Genomic DNA, 16,084 nt, shown 5'->3' with positions numbered 1-16,084 from the left:
ATTACCCCGCAGCACTCTGAATGAATGCTATGATTTGTGGAGCCATGAAACCAATGGCACTGCATGCTAAAACAGCATAGATTTTACCTTTTGCTTCACCACTCCCTGTGACAGATAAGAGCACAGCATAAATCAATCCCAATACACTCATTAGGGGTAAAACCACGCTAATGAGCTGATTGGTGAGATTGTTCATTCTGCTTTCAAATCCACCAAAGGCCCAGGCTATCTCTGGGATAGCCATAGAAAAAATTAATATAAACCCGCCAAGTACTACACGACTCACTTTACCTTTCTTAGGACTAGGTCATGTTTGTACGGTGGGATTTCTATCTTGATGCTACCAGTAGTAGTCTCATAACCTTCACCCAAAGTTTTACGTGATTTGGTTTCATTGTCATCAATGGTCTCCAAGCGATACTTGGTATCAGCACTATGAAACTCCACAGCTCTGACGTAGTATCTGCGAGAAGGGGAGAACACATCAATTTTTAGTCTGTATTCATCATAGCCTTCTTCATGAAAGCCTACACCTGCTGGATATTTTCTATCCTGATCACGCCACTCTAGTTGAAACACACGAGACTTGTCTCGCTGATTTTTATTGTTGTTATAATTATTCATTTGTTATTTTCCTTTTTGTTAAATTTTAAAAATTGCTTTGTTTTTCTTACAAAGTTTAAATTGTTAATAAACCCGCCTTCAAGCCCAAGGGCTTAGGTCTGTTAAACCTTTTGTGATAGACACGCCTTAAGCTAGCCAATGCTTGCTTATACAGAGCCTCAATCTTTTTCACTGAGATGCCGCTTGTTGAAGCAATCTCTTGTAAAGAATGTCCTCTGTAAAAATGAAGATGTGCTACCAAGAACTCAGACATCGGAAGATAGTGCATTTGCTGTGCAACAAATCTTCTTTCATGTTCACTGAATTCATCTTCAATAATCTCTAACCCGCCAATGTCTGTGTTAAGCACGACCAGGGATTAGGTTGAAATTTATAAAAACCCGCCAGTTGATGTTACTAATCATATTTTTCTCCTTTTTTATTTTACTTAAACCACCATGGTCTAAGTGACATGCAAATCTACAAAGCAGGATGCGTGCCAACTTTTAAAAAAGGATAAAAATAAAAAAAGCGTAGGATTTTGAGTCAACATTGACCGAAAAAAAATCGGTCGAGTTTGGAAGTCGAACGGTTTTTACAAAGATGAAAAAATAACAGCAAAATATAATGCGACGCGGCTGAGGCATTGATGTGACTTTGTCTTAGGCAACAGTGTCTCATTATGGTTATTTTTATATGTTTAAAGTCTGTTTTACTTTTTTAATATAGTTTTTAGATTTTTGTTCATTCATTTTGCTCTGGTTAAGAAGCTTCCATTTGATTGAAGGGTGCTCTTTGATTTTTGGAAAAGCATATAATTCCCAATTAGGTTGATTTTGAACAAAACTTAATAAGAATTGTTTGTCTTGATCTTTTAGAATATTTTTAATTAAGGCAAAAAACTTTTTTCTTATGGATAGCAATTCGTTCAGAGATACTTCGGTATTAGACATGCCAAGAAAGTTTTGGAGATATGCTTGCTCAATTTCAACTTCATTAGGCTCTAAAAGCTCATGTATAGGTCTATTCGATGACAGTAGGTGATAAATAAAGCTGTTTTTTATTTCTTCAGTAATTCCTTCGTTGTTTAATAAGATCATAATATCAAAAAGATCTCTTGGGTGTTGTCTATCTAGGGCAGCACAAAGCTTTCCGCCATATATGTCAGCTATATCAAGACATTGAATCGTGTTTTCAAGTTTGAATTGTTGTTTAGCATCTATGCATAATTCTTTTTGGCTAACTTTGTATACTGATCCCCTTAAAATATAATTGGGTTCAATTTTGATGAATATGTTTTGGTCATAGACGGTTAGTTTAGTTTCTTTGTTTTGATGTGTTGGAGTTGAGAGAGTGACTTTTAATTTTTGATATTTTTCTATATCAGTCTTGATGGTATCTAGAGCTTTATGGATCTTAGTATAAGTTTCTTTTCTATCTACTACGGGTAAAAAACAAAGATCAATATCAACAGAAAATCTAGGCATGTTTCTGTAGTATAGATTAATTGCTGTTCCACCTTTTAAAGCAAAGAATGAGTGCTTAAAAACATAAGGAATGACCTTAAGCAACAATTCAACTTGTTGTTGATATGGATTATTATTCAAAATGGATTTTCCGGATATTGTTTAGGTACTGTAATATTATACTTCTTATCAAGCATACCATTTTTTACAATTACATAACGACTAGTGCCTAGATGTATTTTTTTTAAATTGAGCTTTTTATAGTAGGGATGGTTCAGCTGTTCAGAAAGGTATAGAAAGGTTCGTTTTACTTTTATTGAAGAACAGTTTTCCAGTAATTTTTGTAATACGTCTGGTCTTAATGAATGAAGCATTTCAAGATAATGTGTAACGTCTTCAAATGAATACCTTAAATCGCTTGCATATATATACTCTAATATTGCTTGTTCTCTTGATGCTATGATTAGATCAAAACCTGAATTTTGAGTTTTAAGCTCAAGCTTTTGACTTTTCAGTAAATTTGATTGAGTCCAAAAAAAGTTACAATTAAAATTCAATTTTTTGAACCACGTGGGGATAGTTTCTTTTGAGTATGTCCAAACAAACACACTTGGTTTTTTACCTAATACGCCATAATGAATTACTGAATTAAGTTCTAATGCTGATTTTGAGGCTACATGTATTTTTTTATTTAGTTCATGTTGAAGGAGACGTATACCAGCTTCCCAGTTTAATTTATCATTTGGCCTTTTATAGACTCCTGGTCCTATTTTATCAAAATAGCCTGAGGTATAGTATTTGTGAACCAATTGTTGACTGATACCGTGTTGTTTAAACCATTTCATAGAGTGGATATCTTCAGGGAGCCATTCTTGCAATATTTTAGTTAATTTTGTCATCTTATTCAACAACCTATAGTTGTGATATTAACATAAAAGTATAACTAAAGTCAAGTTAAATATAGCATATAATTTAACAACTATTAGTTGTGAAATGTATAGTTGTTTGTAACAATAGTGCATTATTTTAGCTATTAAAAGCGAATATTTAAGCTTTCTCTTTTATCTGATTTTGAATTTTTTCAAGCGCTTTAAAAATGATGTTAAGTCTCAAAGAAGATTTTTCAAGTCTATCTGTGATTTTTAAGAAAGCTCTTAACTCATCATCTGAGGCACATAGAGTTTCAAGGACATCATAGATATAGGCAATCTCTATACGAAGAGATACAGTTTCATCTAAGGCTTGTTGTAAAAAGTAGCGCTGATACTTTTTATTATCTAGTTCATTGTGTAGATGAATAATGTGAGTGTTCTTTTTATTCATAGCAGTAATTTAATTACTCTGAAACCAGACTATCAAAACTAGAAGTTTCTTTTGTAAAAGCTGCATGCTTGGCTTTGTGTTTGCTCATGTCTATACCCAAAAGCGAATAAATGGATCTAATGACTGCTGAATAGTTTTGAGAAAATAAAGCAGCTTCGTTTTTATTTAAATTGGGCTTATAAAACATAACAAAGTGAAAACGGTCCTGGTTTAGAATGACTTTAACCAAACCGTTGGTTTTTGAATGATTAAGGTAACTTTCACTGTTTTGATTGTTTTCTAAATCTTCTTGAAACTGTTTTGAATCTATAATTTCTCTAAAGTCGAAGTTTGCATTGATAATGTATTGTTTTACTCTTGGTAATTTGCCTTTGGCCATAGCGGTTAAGATATGTTCAGCAAGCATAATGCATTGTCCATCGGGGTGATTGTTTAAGAAGTTAAGGGCAGCATCCAAATCCTTTTTATAGATTCTACTTTTTTGTTTCATAGATAAGCCTCATTTAAGGGTTTTTAACACCATTAGCAGTATTTTAAGATTATTATAGCATAAATAGAAGTATTATAAACTAAAAATAGCACTTATATAGCTATTTATTATGTTGAAAAAGCCTGTTAGTTTAACTTTTATAAACTTAGACAGGTTTTAAATGAAGAAAAACAACATCGATCAACAAGCAAAAGCTTTATTAGAAGAAATCATGGCTCAATGTAAACAAGAGCGTAAAAAGCACTCTCAAATTAAAAGCAAAGATGTTGCTAAAAAGCTAGGTATGACAGCAAACTATGTCAGTTCAATAGAGAGTTTGAGATCTACACCTGCATTGTTAACGTTCTTAAAATATCTGATCATCAATGACTTTGACCTTTTGCCCTTAAAAAACCTGAGAATACGGCAAAAGTATGGTTCAAAAACACAGTTAAAGTCTGAAACTATGGATATCATGAGTAAGTTTGATGAAAGTCAAATGGCTTACATCTTTGAAATTGCTAAAGCCTTAAAAGACATAGGCTGAGTTTAGTTTAAAATAATTCAAAAATTCAGTATTATAACTTCTGAAAATAGAGTTTTATTTAAACTAAACCCAGTAAAAAGTTAAAGAGTTGAGAATAAGTGTCAAGTAACGCAAAGCACAATATGCCGCTTGCGGATAGTATGTAAAATATGGTAATGACACATCAAATGGTACATGCTTACATAGAAAATAACTTTAAAATTTTAGCGCAATTTGCGGTTTTAGCACTATTGATAATCCTTTTTCAATCATGTGGTCTAGGCCAAGATATTTTAAGTCAAACTGAATTTGTAGAAGATAGGGATGTTGCTTTAGAAATCATCAGTGGAAATGGACAAGTAGGTGTAATCAATCAAGCCTTGGCTTTTCCATTGGTTGTTAGAGCTATTGACGATGAAGCATTGCCCTCTGAAAATGAAAGAATTGAATTTACTGTTATCATGGGCAGTGCAAGTGTTACTTCAGTTTCCTATACTGATGCTAACGGTTTAGCAGAAGCAACTGTAAGTCTTGGGCCCAATACTGAGCAGGTTCAAATTAAAGCCTATTGGCCAAGAGGTGAAAGAGAAGCGATTTTTGATATAACAGCCAGTATTGCTATTTTACAAGTTGAGTCTGGACCTGGTTATAACGGCGCTCCTGACTGTGTTCGTGAAAACCAAGAATTTGGTGTTCCCTATGTTGTTGAGCTTATTGGACCCAATGATCAGCCTATAGCTAATACAGATGTGTTAGTGACCATAAGCAATGGCTCACTTGATCAATCAAGCTTTGAAAACAGTGTAACCTATACAACTGCAAGTAACGGAAAAATTACTTTTGATGTTGTTGCAGGTGCTACTGACCTTGATCAATACAAAAAAGAAGTTAGAGTAACTGCGGTTGTTCCCAGTATGTTGGATGTTCAACCAATTATTTTAGAGTTAGAAACAACACGAGATAAGTTTATCGAAGCAGTTTCTTCTGATGTTCAATATTCAGAGAGCCCTCATGATCAAACTCATGATTTTGCGTTTACTGTAAAAGTCTTAGGTGAGTGTGATGCGGTTTTAATTGATGAGCCAGTGCAGTTTGAACGTAGATGGAGTGCTCAAATTGCATCACCTTGTGACTATGATCAAACAGCCCCTTATCATCAAGATTGGTATGATCTTGGAGCAGCTGTAAGCAATGACCAAGGCTTTGCAACGTATACTAGAAACTTAGAAGTTCGCTATTGGGAAGAAAGCTTTATTTGGACCCGTCATAATGATGTTAGAGCCACGTTATTCAATACAATCAACGGCAACAGTAAACAGTTTGCAGCAAATCACTATCTTTGTCAGGACTAGACAATGGGTATTTCTGAGCAATATACAATCTTGGGCAAAGTCGCTCAAGGGGGCATGGCAGAAATATTTAAGGCTGAAAAACTTGGTTTAGACAATTGTAAAAAGACGGTTGCTATTAAGAAAATTATCAGACCTAAAGCAGATTCAGATGAATTTAAAACCATGTTTAGTGAAGAAGCCAAGATCATTAGCTTGCTCAATCACCCCAATATTGTGTCTTTCGATGAGTACTTTTTGTATGACAATGATCCTTGTATTGCTTTTGAATACATTGAAGGAATAGATTTAAATGAGCTTTTAAAAGAACATAGAAAAGTAAACAAAACACTTCCTTTGCAAGTCTATCTCCATGTTATAACTGAAATTCTTAAAGCCCTCGATTATGCTCATAAAAAACAACACAATAATGAGCCTCTGAGCATCATTCATAGAGATGTCAGTCCTCAGAATATTCTTTTGTCTTACGACGGTTTTGTTAAATTAGCAGACTTTGGTATTGCTTTAGGTGCTTTACCAAGGAATGAAACTCAGCTTGGTTTTATTAAGGGCAAAGACAATTACTTTTCTCCTGAGCAAGTAAACTTTGAAACCATAACACATAAAATAGACATTTATGCAGTTGGCGTCATGCTGCATGAGTATATTTATGGTTTTAGTCCATTTGTATTAAAAGGGATGACTCATAATGAAATTGCAAATCAAATTCGTGAATATAAGAAAGTTTCTAATGCAGATCCAATTATAGATGTACCCGATGAGTTAATAGAAATAATGAATAAGGCTATGGCTCGTAATTCTGATGATCGCTTTGAAGACGCTAAAAGCCTCAGATTAAGTTTGTTAAAGTTTTTGTCTTCAGAATGGAAAGAGGAGGGTGCAGATAAACTCAAAGACTATTTAAAAACATACAAAAAAGATGAGCAGCTTATGCCTTTTACTAAAGTACTGAATGTTGAAAGCGCGTTATCAACGATTTCAAAAAACAAAGAAACGAAGTTACAAAAAGTACTAGATGTATACGATGGAATTAATACTAGAGCCGAAAAAGTCTTAAATGCATTTATTATACTGCTTGTATTAATAATCAGTGTTCCTATTGCATATGGGCTATATCAATATAAGAACAAGCAAGTTGTTGTGAAACCGGCTGAGTTAGAAAATAAAGTGGAAAAAGAAAACTCACTGTCAGGCTTAAACTTAGTACTAGAAAACGCCGTTTTACCCTTTGAAGATGAGTTAAATAAACCTGAAATTTTAAAGAAAAAAACTTCTGTTAATTTTAATATAAATAAGAAAACAAAACCTAAGCAAAAAGCTCAATATGGCTTTTTAACTATCAATGCTCCAAATAATTCAGAAGCATATATCAATGGTGCGCCTGTAGATCTAAATAAAAAAAATATGAAATTAAAGTATGGCGAATATCTTGTTGCAATAAGATCTCCTGAAGGTTTACGCTATATTGAAAAAATAATGATTGGATCAGGTAAGGAGTATAGCGTTAATTGGAGCCCTGAATCGTGAGGCTAGCATCATTTTTTTCTGCTTTTCTATTTATGCTTATAGCGTCTGCATATAGTGCAGAGCAATCAGAATTTACAATTTTTAAAGCCAAGAGTTTTTTAGAAGAAAAAAACTATTTTAAAGCTATTAACGAATTAGAAAAGCCTTTAAATCAGATGAAAATCAATAATATAGATCAAATTGTAGAAGCTAATTTGATTATGGGTTTTTCTTATTGTGAGCTAGGTCAGTTTGACAAAATGGAGTCTTTTTTTAACTCTGCGTTAACGTATCAATATGTGGAAAATTTAGACAAGTTTGATGTTTCTAAGCAATGTAAAAGAAAGTTTAAACAAATTCAAAAATCTATTGCAAGCCCTACAAACAAACTAAACCTTAAACCGTATGAACCAAAAAAAGATATTAAACGCTACTTACCCTATGGCATCGGTCATTTTAAAAGAGGAAATAAGAAAAAAGGAAAGTTCTTTGCTATTTCTGAAGGCGCTTTAACGACTATAGCAATTACCTCAGCAATATTATTTGCCAGTGAAGATACTATTGGCGGAAGACATTATAACCCTGGAAAAGCAAAGAGATACCAAACAATTTTTTGGTCTGCAGTTGGAGCTAACATAGGGCTGGTTTCTATAGATTTATTTGGTTTAAAGTAAATACGATTTTAATTATTTTTGTTATATTAATATTAAGTGAGAGTGCGCTTATAGAGAAATCATAAATCCAAACAGAGCAAAAGCTTGTCAAAAAACATGTTGGAGTTCTTAGGGGTTGATTTTAGATGTGATTACTTTTGATTAAACCTCACTAAAAAATAAACCCTCCTGTTTTGTTTTTATTCAAAACTATGTGTGAGGTGACCATAAGATAGGTTTAAAAAATTTGTATAATGAAATATTTATGCTAGTGTTTTTTTGAGTTATGATTCATAATAGTGTTGTGAGATATATTATCTGTTTTTGCTTGTTATTAGGAACCAGTATTGAGTTTCTTAACATCTCCGATCATCTTGTTTCAAATGACTCAACTTCACAAATTAAAGCTGATAGTGGATCTAAAATAGAGACTCTTAAAGAGCATCAAGATTGTACTGACTGCGGATCTTCAGACCACTGTCGTCATCATTGTAATGGATTGCACTATGTGACTTTGACAAATCAAAGTTTAAATCTTTTAGATCAGACTAAAAGTCTTTCTTATTTTAACTCAAACTTAAAAATTCAAACTCCCTTTCTTAAATGTCCTGGGCAGCCGCCAAATATATACAACCAAATTATTTAACGATCTAATTTAATCAAGCTAATAGTTATCTGTATATAAACTAACAGCAATACAGTTAAATTAACGCATTGATATACATTTACAAAATATTGTTGATATTATTGTAAATAACATCACTAGAAAGGTTTGCCGTGATGAAAATATATATTTTGGTATTAAATTTTGTTTTTGCAAGCTTAGCTTATGGAAGTGAGCTATGCCAAATAAACAACGTAAATGAATTGCTGAGTCGTATTCAGGAGGTCCACCCCTTGATATTAGAAGCTAAACTTCAAACTCAAGTAAGTCAAAAATTAACTGATGTTTCAAAACAACGCCCCAATCCAAATTTAAATGCAGAGGCACTTTTTGGAAGTCCAAATTCTCAATTTGCAGCGGACACGTTTTTTTCTCTTCAACATACGATTGAATTGGGAGGGAAACGATCAGCTCGAATCAAATCAGCTGAAGCACAAATTGAGATGACGGAATTGCAAAAAAGAGAAGCTTTAGAGGCCGTTATGATTGACTCAGTTGTAAAGCTTTACCGGCTGAAACAGATACAAGAAATATCTAAATTATATTATGAAGCCACAAATGCATTTGACCGTATTCGGGAGCGTCTAAAAAAATTACCATCTCGTTCACCTGAACAACAAATAGAAATGGATACACTTGAATTGGCATCAAGTGCGTATGGTTTTGATATTATCCAAAAAGAATCTGAAAAAATTTATATTGAAAAACATTTAGCTTTTTTTAGTGAATGTCCTTCACTTGCAATTGACAGGGTTGTTCCGGCAGAAGTTTCATTGCCAAGTGATATTTATGCGTTCAAGGACATTCATAAATCTTTAAAGGTCTTAGATGCAAAACAAAAACTTAAAATTGCACACACACGGCTTGCGCAAGAGAACTCAAAAAAAACTCCAAATATAAATTTAGGTCCTGCTGTTGGCTATGGGAAGAGCATAGGATCAGAGGCAGTTTTGTTTGGAGCGGCACTAAGTATGCCGCTCCCTCTCTTGAATAAAAATAAAGGACGTCGAGCTTTTGAAGACGCAAATGTAAAAACTGCTGAACTTTCTTGGAGAAATATAGAACGTGAAGCAGCTATGGATTTGGATATTTGGAAGGAAAAATATCAACGCTTTTATAAAGCCCTTCAAACTTACAAAGGGCGTGAAACTATGGATGAGAAACACAAGCGAATTGAGTCGTTATTTCACAGAGGTGTAGTATCTACGGCACTGGTAATTGAAGCTCATCGACAACTGATTGATTTTAGTGAGGCTCAATTGTCATTTGAACTTGGAGCAATTGAGGCATTATGGAATATATATCGACTCACTGGAAATTTAGACAAAGGAAAACTGCAATGAGAAAAACGTTTTTTAAAATACATGCGTTTTCTTGGGCGATAGCAACCCTGATTGTGTGTTTGATATTTACGGCCGTGGTTAGTGCAGAAACTGAAAAACATCAACACTCTCACGAACAAGAGGCTGAAGTAAAGGAAGCAAAAGATCATGCAAAATATGAATCTCATGATCAAGATTCAGCACATGATGAGCATGGAGAAGAAGGGCATGAAGAAGGCAATCGTAAAGTGGGTGAAGGCAAAGCCGTCGTTGAAATTCATGATGAAAAAGGATTTCGTCTTTCTACACAGGCTTATGTTGCTTTAGGTATTGATCATCAAAAAGTAAATGGTTCCTTATTTAAAATTCCGAAATCAGCTTTGGTTCAAATCAAAAATACCACTGCTGTTTACCGATACCACGATCACTTCTTCAAATTGATCCCGGTCAATATTCAAAGTGAAGAGGAAAACCACTATATAGTGACGGCGGTTATCAAGGTAGGCGAACTCATTGTTACTCAAGGGGTAGAATTGTTACGTGTGGCTGATGTTTACGCGCAGGACACCTCAGACTACAGTCACGGGCATTAGGAAGGTACAAGTATGATTAATCGAATTATAAAATTTTCAGTACAAAACAGATTATTGGTTTTTATCGCGACAGGGGCTCTTGCTGTGTTTGGAGTTAAAGCTTTTCAAGCGCTCTCTATTGACGCGGTCCCCGACATTACCAATACGCAAGTTCAAATCAATACACCGGTTGATGGGCTTATCCCCGAAGAGATCGAACGTATGATTACCTTTCCGATTGAGTATGTCATGAATGGAATGCCAGGGGTGGAAACCGTTCGGTCGATTTCTCGTTACGGTATCTCTCAAGTGACGGTGGTGTTTGATGAGGGCTTTGATATTTACCGAGCCCGTCAATTGGTTTCTGAGCGTCTTCAAACCATTGAACTTCCTGAAAATGTCATGCCACAAATGGGACCTATCAGTACGGGCTTAGGGGAAATTGTTCACTACTCTGTGGAAGCCAAGCAGCCTTCTCAAGATCCTGAAGAGCGACTACAGGAACTTATGGAGTTAAGGTCTATCCAGGAGTGGCAGATTAAACCTAGACTCTTGACTACAAAAGGTGTGACAGAAGTTAATACGATCGGAGGCTTTGAGAAACAATTTTTTGTTCAACCCAATATTCCTAAAATGACTCAATATGGAATTCACTTCGACGACATAGAGCAATCCATCTCTCAAACAAATGTAAATGTAGGGGGGAGTTACATTCAACAAACCGGTGAACAATTGTTGGTACGTGGGATCGGCCTCCTTAAAGGTATAGAAGATATTGAGAATGTGGTTGTTAAACAGCTTTCAACCTTAAAAGTTATTCGAGTTAAAGATATTGCTACTGTTAAATTAGACAAAGAGATTCGAACCGGAGCGGCTACGGTCAATGGTGAAGAGTCCATTATCGGAACCACCTTCATGCTCTTAGGAGAAAATAGTAGAACCGTATCTATTCGTGTCGTAGAACAACTGGACGAAATTAAAAAAACACTCCCAAAGTGGGTTGAAATCAATGTTCTGTATGATCGATCAACGATGGTTAACTCTACCTTAGGTACCGTAGAACATAACCTTCTTTTAGGTGCTTCGCTCGTGATCATTATTCTCATGCTTTTGGTTGGAAACCTTCGTGCAGCTTTAATCACGGCCATTGTTATTCCATTATCTCTCTTGATTACATTTATTTTAATGAAATGGCGTGGGGTTTCCGGAAACCTTATGAGTTTAGGTGCTTTAGACTTTGGAATCATTGTTGATGGTGCTGTTATTGTGGTGGAGAATTGTGTCAGACGTATACATGCAAAGGGTCAAGAATTAAAAAGAGATTTATCACGTCAAGAAGTTAAACAAGAAGTCATTGATGCTTCGATTGAAATTCGACAAGCAGCAGGATTTGGCGAAATGATTGTGATCGTTGTATTTATTCCATTACTTGTTCTTACCGGCGTAGAGGGAAAAATGTTTGTTCCGATGGCTCAGACCTTTATTATGGCCTTGGCTTCGGCATTGTTTTTGTCCTTTACGTTAGTACCGGCATTAAGTGCGACGATCATGAGCGGAAAGGTTCGTGAAAACAAAACCATTTTGATGCGAGTTACAGAAAAACTATTTCAACCTGTTTTAAAGCAGGCACTCAGGTTTAAATACTTGGTGATGTCTATAGGTATAGCTTCTATTTTTGGTGGTGTGTTTTTGTTTTCCCAGATGGGGTCAGAGTTTATTCCCAAATTAGATGAAGGGGATTTCGCAGTTCAGTTTATTAGGCCTGCTAACATCAGTACACAAAACTCGGTTGACTTACAGCGAATTTCTGAGAAGGTTATAAAGTCATTTCCAGAAGTAAAAGATGTATTTGCGCGAACTGGTGCAGCCGAAGTTGCAACTGATCCGATGGGAGTAAATATCTCTGACAGTTATGTGATGCTCAATGAAAAAAACAAATGGAGTGGGTCGATTCAAAGCAAGAAAGAACTCATTGAGGCAGTTCGGAAAAAGCTCGAATTAACAGTTCCTGGGCAGACTCTTCTTATTTCACAACCTGTAGAACTACGCTTTAATGAACTGCTTGAAGGAACTCGGGCGGAAGTGTCTGCAAAAATCTATGGTGACGATCTTGATCTCTTGATTGACTATTCAAAGGATCTTGCCAATGTCCTCAGTCAAGTTCCAGGTGTTGGTGAAGCGGAGTCAGAGTCCAGTGGTAAGGCACCCATGCTTCAGTATTCACCGAAGCAGGAAGTGTTGAGTCAATTAGGCGTCAGTGATCGTCCGGTGTTGGACGTTATTGAAACAGCTTTGGGTGGGCGAGAGATAGGTAGTATTTATGAAGGTGTAAAACGTTATCCCATTATTGCTAGACTTTCTGGAGAAGAACGTAAGGATCTTAAAACTATCCGAACTCTTCCGGTGGGTATCTCCGAAGGGTATACCGTCCCAATTGAGAAAGTGGCTACGATTGATTATGTAGAAACCTTTTCTTCTGTTTCTAGAGAAAACTCTCAACGAAGAGTCGCAGTTTTAATTAATCCTGAAACCAGAGACATTGAGGGTTTTGTCAAAAAAGCACAGAAACTTGCCGATGAACAAATTAAATTACCTGAAGGATATTTCATTGAATGGGGAGGGAGTTTTAAAAATCTACAGACTGCAAAAGAACGGTTAAAGATTCTTATTCCTTTGGCCTTGTTAGCTATTCTGATGATGATCTACTTTGCTTTTCAGAATATAGGACAAGTTTTACTCATCTTTTTCTGTGCGCCTATGTCTTTGATTGGTGGTGTGCTAGCCCTGAAGTTTATGGGAATGCCGTTTAGTATCTCAGCAGGAGTTGGTTTTATTGCCTTATCAGGGATTAGTATTCTTAATGGTGTGGTGTTGGTAACATATTTCAATACACTTCGAGCTCAAGGTCTAAGTGTCGATGAAGTGGTTCATAAGGGAACAATGGTTCGTTTGCGACCTGTGCTTATGACAGCACTTATTGATATTTTTGGATTCTTGCCAATGATGTTGTCAACAGGCTTGGGAGCTGAAGTCCAAAGGCCTTTAGCTACGGTTGTAGTGGTTGGAATGTTCTTGGTAACCATACTAACATTGGTTGTGTTACCTTGTTTATACAGTGTGTTTAGCCGGTTTATGGTACAAAGGGGGATTTAAAATATGGCACACATTCATGATTATGAAATACAATCAAAAAAGCTTTACATTGCCATTGGGATCAATATTCTTCTGACCATAGCTCAAATTGTTGGGGGACTAATATCAGGAAGTTTATCTTTACTGGCAGATGCGCTTCACAACTTTAGTGATGCTGGAGCAATTTTGGTTGCTGTAATTGCACGAAAGATAGGACAAACACCGCCCAGTCCAACCATGACCTATGGGTATCAAAGGGCTGAAACATTGGGGACACTTATCAACAGTGTCTCACTTATTCTTGTTGGTTTCTACCTCATGTACGAATCCATCTCTCGCTATACAAGTCCTCAAACAATTGATGGATGGATAGTGATTTGGGTTGCTGGAATTGCTCTTGTAATTGACATAGCAACTGCACTTCTCACGCATTCAGCGGGTGCAAAATACAATATGAATATTCGCGCGGCCTTTATTCACAATATATCAGATGCACTTGCATCGGTGGTTGTGATTATTGCAGGTATTTTGATCATTTATTATCAATGGAACATAGTCGACCTGCTTGCAACCATTGGAATTTCTCTTTATGTCATCTTTCATGGAGGTGTACTCACGAAAAAGGCCATCCTGATTTTGATGCAGGCAACACCCGATGGTATTAATATAAACGAAATTAAGGACAGGTTAGAAAAAGTTGAAGGTGTTAAAAGAGTCTTTCATATTCATGTTTGGCAATTGGATGATCACAGAATTTGTTTTGAAGGGCACATAGAATTAGATGAAGCTAGCAATGTACGGAATGTAAAAAAGACTCTAAAAGAAATACTTCGAACTCAATTTCATATTGAGCACTCGACGATTGATGCAGAGATGATATAGAAATTAATGAAGTGTCAGATTGCGGATGTGAAATAGAAATCAAAGACCAAGAGCAAAGGGGAGTGTTGTATTGGCTTTTGGGCATAAATCTTACGATGTTTTTCTTTGAAATTGGTGTTGGGTGGTTTGCTCAATCCACGGCATTGATAGCAGACGCATTAGATATGTTTGCGGATGCCATTGTTTATAGTATTGCTTTGTACGCTGTAGGTAGATCATCTCAGCATAAAACAAAAGCCGCTCTTTTTAGCGGTTATTTTCAAAGCTTGCTAGGTTTTATGGTGATTGTGGATATTGTTCGAAGAATCGCCTTTGGAAGTGAACCCGAATCTCTATTTATGATGGGGATGGGAGCTATCGCCTTAGTGGCCAATGTTGTATGCCTTCTTTTGATTAAAAAACATAAAGATGGAGAAGTTCATATGCGCGCGAGTTGGATATTTTCAGCCAATGACGTTATTGCAAACATAGGTGTGATTCTTGGCGGCATACTTGTGTGGAAACTAGGTGTACGCTGGCCTGATCTTGCTATTGGCTTAATTATTGCCACTATTATTTTGAGAGGCGCACGTCACATCATCAAAGACGCAAAAAATTCTTGATCACGTATATAAAAAAATACAATTTTAGATGTTTAAAAAACAATCAAAAAATCAATTTAAAGCTGAAAGGCTCACTTGTGAATTTAAAAACTCAAGGCAAGAGTTGGATTGATAATAAATGAGAGAATTTAAAGATATCTATTTACAGCCGCTGTTGAGGTCAAAATAAAATTGTAACTATATAATTAGTAAATGCATAAAATTGAATTGACAATATACCTGTAGGGGGTATATAATTAAAAATACGATGCCTGGTAATGTACAGAAAAAAATCAAACAAGTTAATGAGACTTGTCATCCAGATCATACAAAGGATGTGATTCGCCTAAATCGAATCGAAGGGCAACTTGGCGGCATTCGTAAAATGATAGAGGAGCAAAGGTATTGTCCAGAAATACTTATGCAAACGCGTGCAGTAAAAGCGGCAATCAAATCACTTGAGGCCTCTATTTTAGAAAAACATTTAGAACATTGCGTTCTTAAAGCATTTAGTGCTAAAAATAAGAAAGCTAGAGAAGAAAAAATTAAGGAGCTTACGGAACTTTTTCGTAAAAACACTTAGATGAAATACGGATCAACATACTTGAAGATTATGAGCTTATTTATAGCTCTGTTTTTTGTATCACCACATCTTTGCTTGTGCTCAGTTAAAGACCTTGGGACGGCAGAAAAAAAAGAGAACAAACATCCCTCTAGCCATTGTCATGATCAAGCGGCTAATTCTGATGCATCAAATTCTAAAAAAAAGAATTGCTGTGGTGATGAAGGCCACATATGCGCAATAGATCTAGTTGTAGAATCTAAAGATGTTGTAAAGAGAATAACTCAAAGAGTGGTTGATCTTGCGCTTATCCCATTTATAAGTTCACAGCTTATAACACCTTCTTTTGTTTTGGCTCTTCCTCCAAATGCTTTTACAAAAGAATTCTATCTAAGGCCAAATCCTAGGCCGATCTATATTCAAAATCAAACCTTCTTGATCTGACTATCCTTTATTCTAATATTTAAAGTTGTT

Annotated in this window: 18 protein-coding genes; 11 read left to right on the top strand and 7 right to left on the bottom strand. The window is 35.6% G+C overall.

The window, feature by feature from the left end:
* Position 1 precedes the first annotated feature (1 nt).
* The 7 genes from PKC21_01935 to PKC21_01905 form a co-directional block, all read right to left on the bottom strand.
* The gene (locus tag PKC21_01935; GenBank protein HMR24091.1) at positions 2-286 is read right to left on the bottom strand and encodes a hypothetical protein; all 285 of its coding nucleotides are present in this window, start codon (positions 284-286) and stop codon (positions 2-4) included.
* The gene (locus PKC21_01930; GenBank protein HMR24090.1) at positions 283-624 is read right to left on the bottom strand and encodes a hypothetical protein; all 342 of its coding nucleotides are present in this window, start codon (positions 622-624) and stop codon (positions 283-285) included. The genes PKC21_01935 and PKC21_01930 overlap by 4 nt, the downstream gene beginning before the upstream one ends.
* Before the next feature lie 55 nt (positions 625-679).
* On the bottom strand, positions 680-973 hold the full coding sequence (locus PKC21_01925) for a sigma factor-like helix-turn-helix DNA-binding protein (protein ID HMR24089.1): 294 nt from the start codon (positions 971-973) through the stop codon (positions 680-682).
* Positions 974-1,295: 322 nt separating this feature from the next.
* Complete coding sequence (locus tag PKC21_01920) at positions 1,296-2,210, bottom strand: nucleotidyl transferase AbiEii/AbiGii toxin family protein (protein HMR24088.1); 915 nt, start codon at positions 2,208-2,210, stop codon at positions 1,296-1,298.
* Positions 2,207-2,968 carry a type IV toxin-antitoxin system AbiEi family antitoxin domain-containing protein gene (locus PKC21_01915; GenBank protein HMR24087.1) on the bottom strand — a complete coding sequence of 254 codons (762 nt, stop codon included), beginning with the start codon at positions 2,966-2,968 and terminating at the stop codon, positions 2,207-2,209. Before PKC21_01915 ends, PKC21_01920 begins: the two co-directional genes overlap by 4 nt.
* Positions 2,969-3,116: 148 nt before the next feature.
* Complete coding sequence (locus PKC21_01910; GenBank protein ID HMR24086.1) at positions 3,117-3,392, bottom strand: hypothetical protein; 276 nt, start codon at positions 3,390-3,392, stop codon at positions 3,117-3,119.
* 13 nt (positions 3,393-3,405) lie between these two features.
* On the bottom strand, positions 3,406-3,882 hold the full coding sequence (locus PKC21_01905; protein ID HMR24085.1) for a hypothetical protein: 477 nt from the start codon (positions 3,880-3,882) through the stop codon (positions 3,406-3,408).
* A 160-nt stretch (positions 3,883-4,042) separates the two neighbouring features.
* Between PKC21_01905 and PKC21_01900 the strand changes: the two genes are divergently transcribed.
* The 11 genes from PKC21_01900 to PKC21_01850 all read left to right on the top strand — a co-directional run bounded on the left by PKC21_01900 (position 4,043) and on the right by PKC21_01850 (position 16,054).
* Positions 4,043-4,408: a helix-turn-helix domain-containing protein gene (locus tag PKC21_01900; protein ID HMR24084.1), complete on the top strand. Its 366-nt coding sequence runs from the start codon at positions 4,043-4,045 to the stop codon at positions 4,406-4,408.
* A 155-nt stretch (positions 4,409-4,563) separates the two neighbouring features.
* On the top strand, positions 4,564-5,739 hold the full coding sequence (locus tag PKC21_01895; GenBank protein HMR24083.1) for a hypothetical protein: 1,176 nt from the start codon (positions 4,564-4,566) through the stop codon (positions 5,737-5,739).
* Between the two features lie 3 nt (positions 5,740-5,742).
* Positions 5,743-7,263, top strand: coding sequence for a serine/threonine-protein kinase (locus PKC21_01890; GenBank protein ID HMR24082.1), 1,521 nt, complete (start codon positions 5,743-5,745; stop codon positions 7,261-7,263).
* A gap of 32 nt (positions 7,264-7,295) precedes the next feature.
* Entirely contained in the window at positions 7,296-7,916 is a 621-nt protein-coding gene (locus tag PKC21_01885; protein HMR24081.1) for a hypothetical protein, read from the top strand.
* Between the two features lie 759 nt (positions 7,917-8,675).
* Positions 8,676-9,902 (top strand): TolC family protein, encoded by a 1,227-nt coding sequence (locus PKC21_01880; protein HMR24080.1) that lies wholly within the window; start codon positions 8,676-8,678, stop codon positions 9,900-9,902.
* Complete coding sequence (locus PKC21_01875) at positions 9,899-10,474, top strand: hypothetical protein (GenBank protein ID HMR24079.1); 576 nt, start codon at positions 9,899-9,901, stop codon at positions 10,472-10,474. The genes PKC21_01880 and PKC21_01875 overlap by 4 nt, the downstream gene beginning before the upstream one ends.
* A 12-nt stretch (positions 10,475-10,486) precedes the next feature.
* The gene (locus PKC21_01870) at positions 10,487-13,606 is read left to right on the top strand and encodes a CusA/CzcA family heavy metal efflux RND transporter (protein ID HMR24078.1); all 3,120 of its coding nucleotides are present in this window, start codon (positions 10,487-10,489) and stop codon (positions 13,604-13,606) included.
* A 3-nt stretch (positions 13,607-13,609) separates the two neighbouring features.
* On the top strand, positions 13,610-14,467 hold the full coding sequence (locus tag PKC21_01865) for a cation diffusion facilitator family transporter (GenBank protein HMR24077.1): 858 nt from the start codon (positions 13,610-13,612) through the stop codon (positions 14,465-14,467).
* A gap of 11 nt (positions 14,468-14,478) precedes the next feature.
* Positions 14,479-15,069: a cation diffusion facilitator family transporter gene (locus PKC21_01860; protein HMR24076.1), complete on the top strand. Its 591-nt coding sequence runs from the start codon at positions 14,479-14,481 to the stop codon at positions 15,067-15,069.
* 247 nt (positions 15,070-15,316) lie between these two features.
* Entirely contained in the window at positions 15,317-15,631 is a 315-nt protein-coding gene (locus PKC21_01855; GenBank protein ID HMR24075.1) for a metal-sensitive transcriptional regulator, read from the top strand.
* 30 nt (positions 15,632-15,661) lie between these two features.
* Complete coding sequence (locus tag PKC21_01850; protein ID HMR24074.1) at positions 15,662-16,054, top strand: hypothetical protein; 393 nt, start codon at positions 15,662-15,664, stop codon at positions 16,052-16,054.
* Positions 16,055-16,084 lie beyond the last annotated feature (30 nt).

This window comes from Oligoflexia bacterium (assembly GCA_035326705.1).
In the GTDB taxonomy this organism is placed as follows: Bacteria; Bdellovibrionota_G; JALEGL01; order JALEGL01; family JALEGL01; genus JALEGL01.
This window is presented reverse-complemented; position numbering and strand designations above follow the sequence as displayed.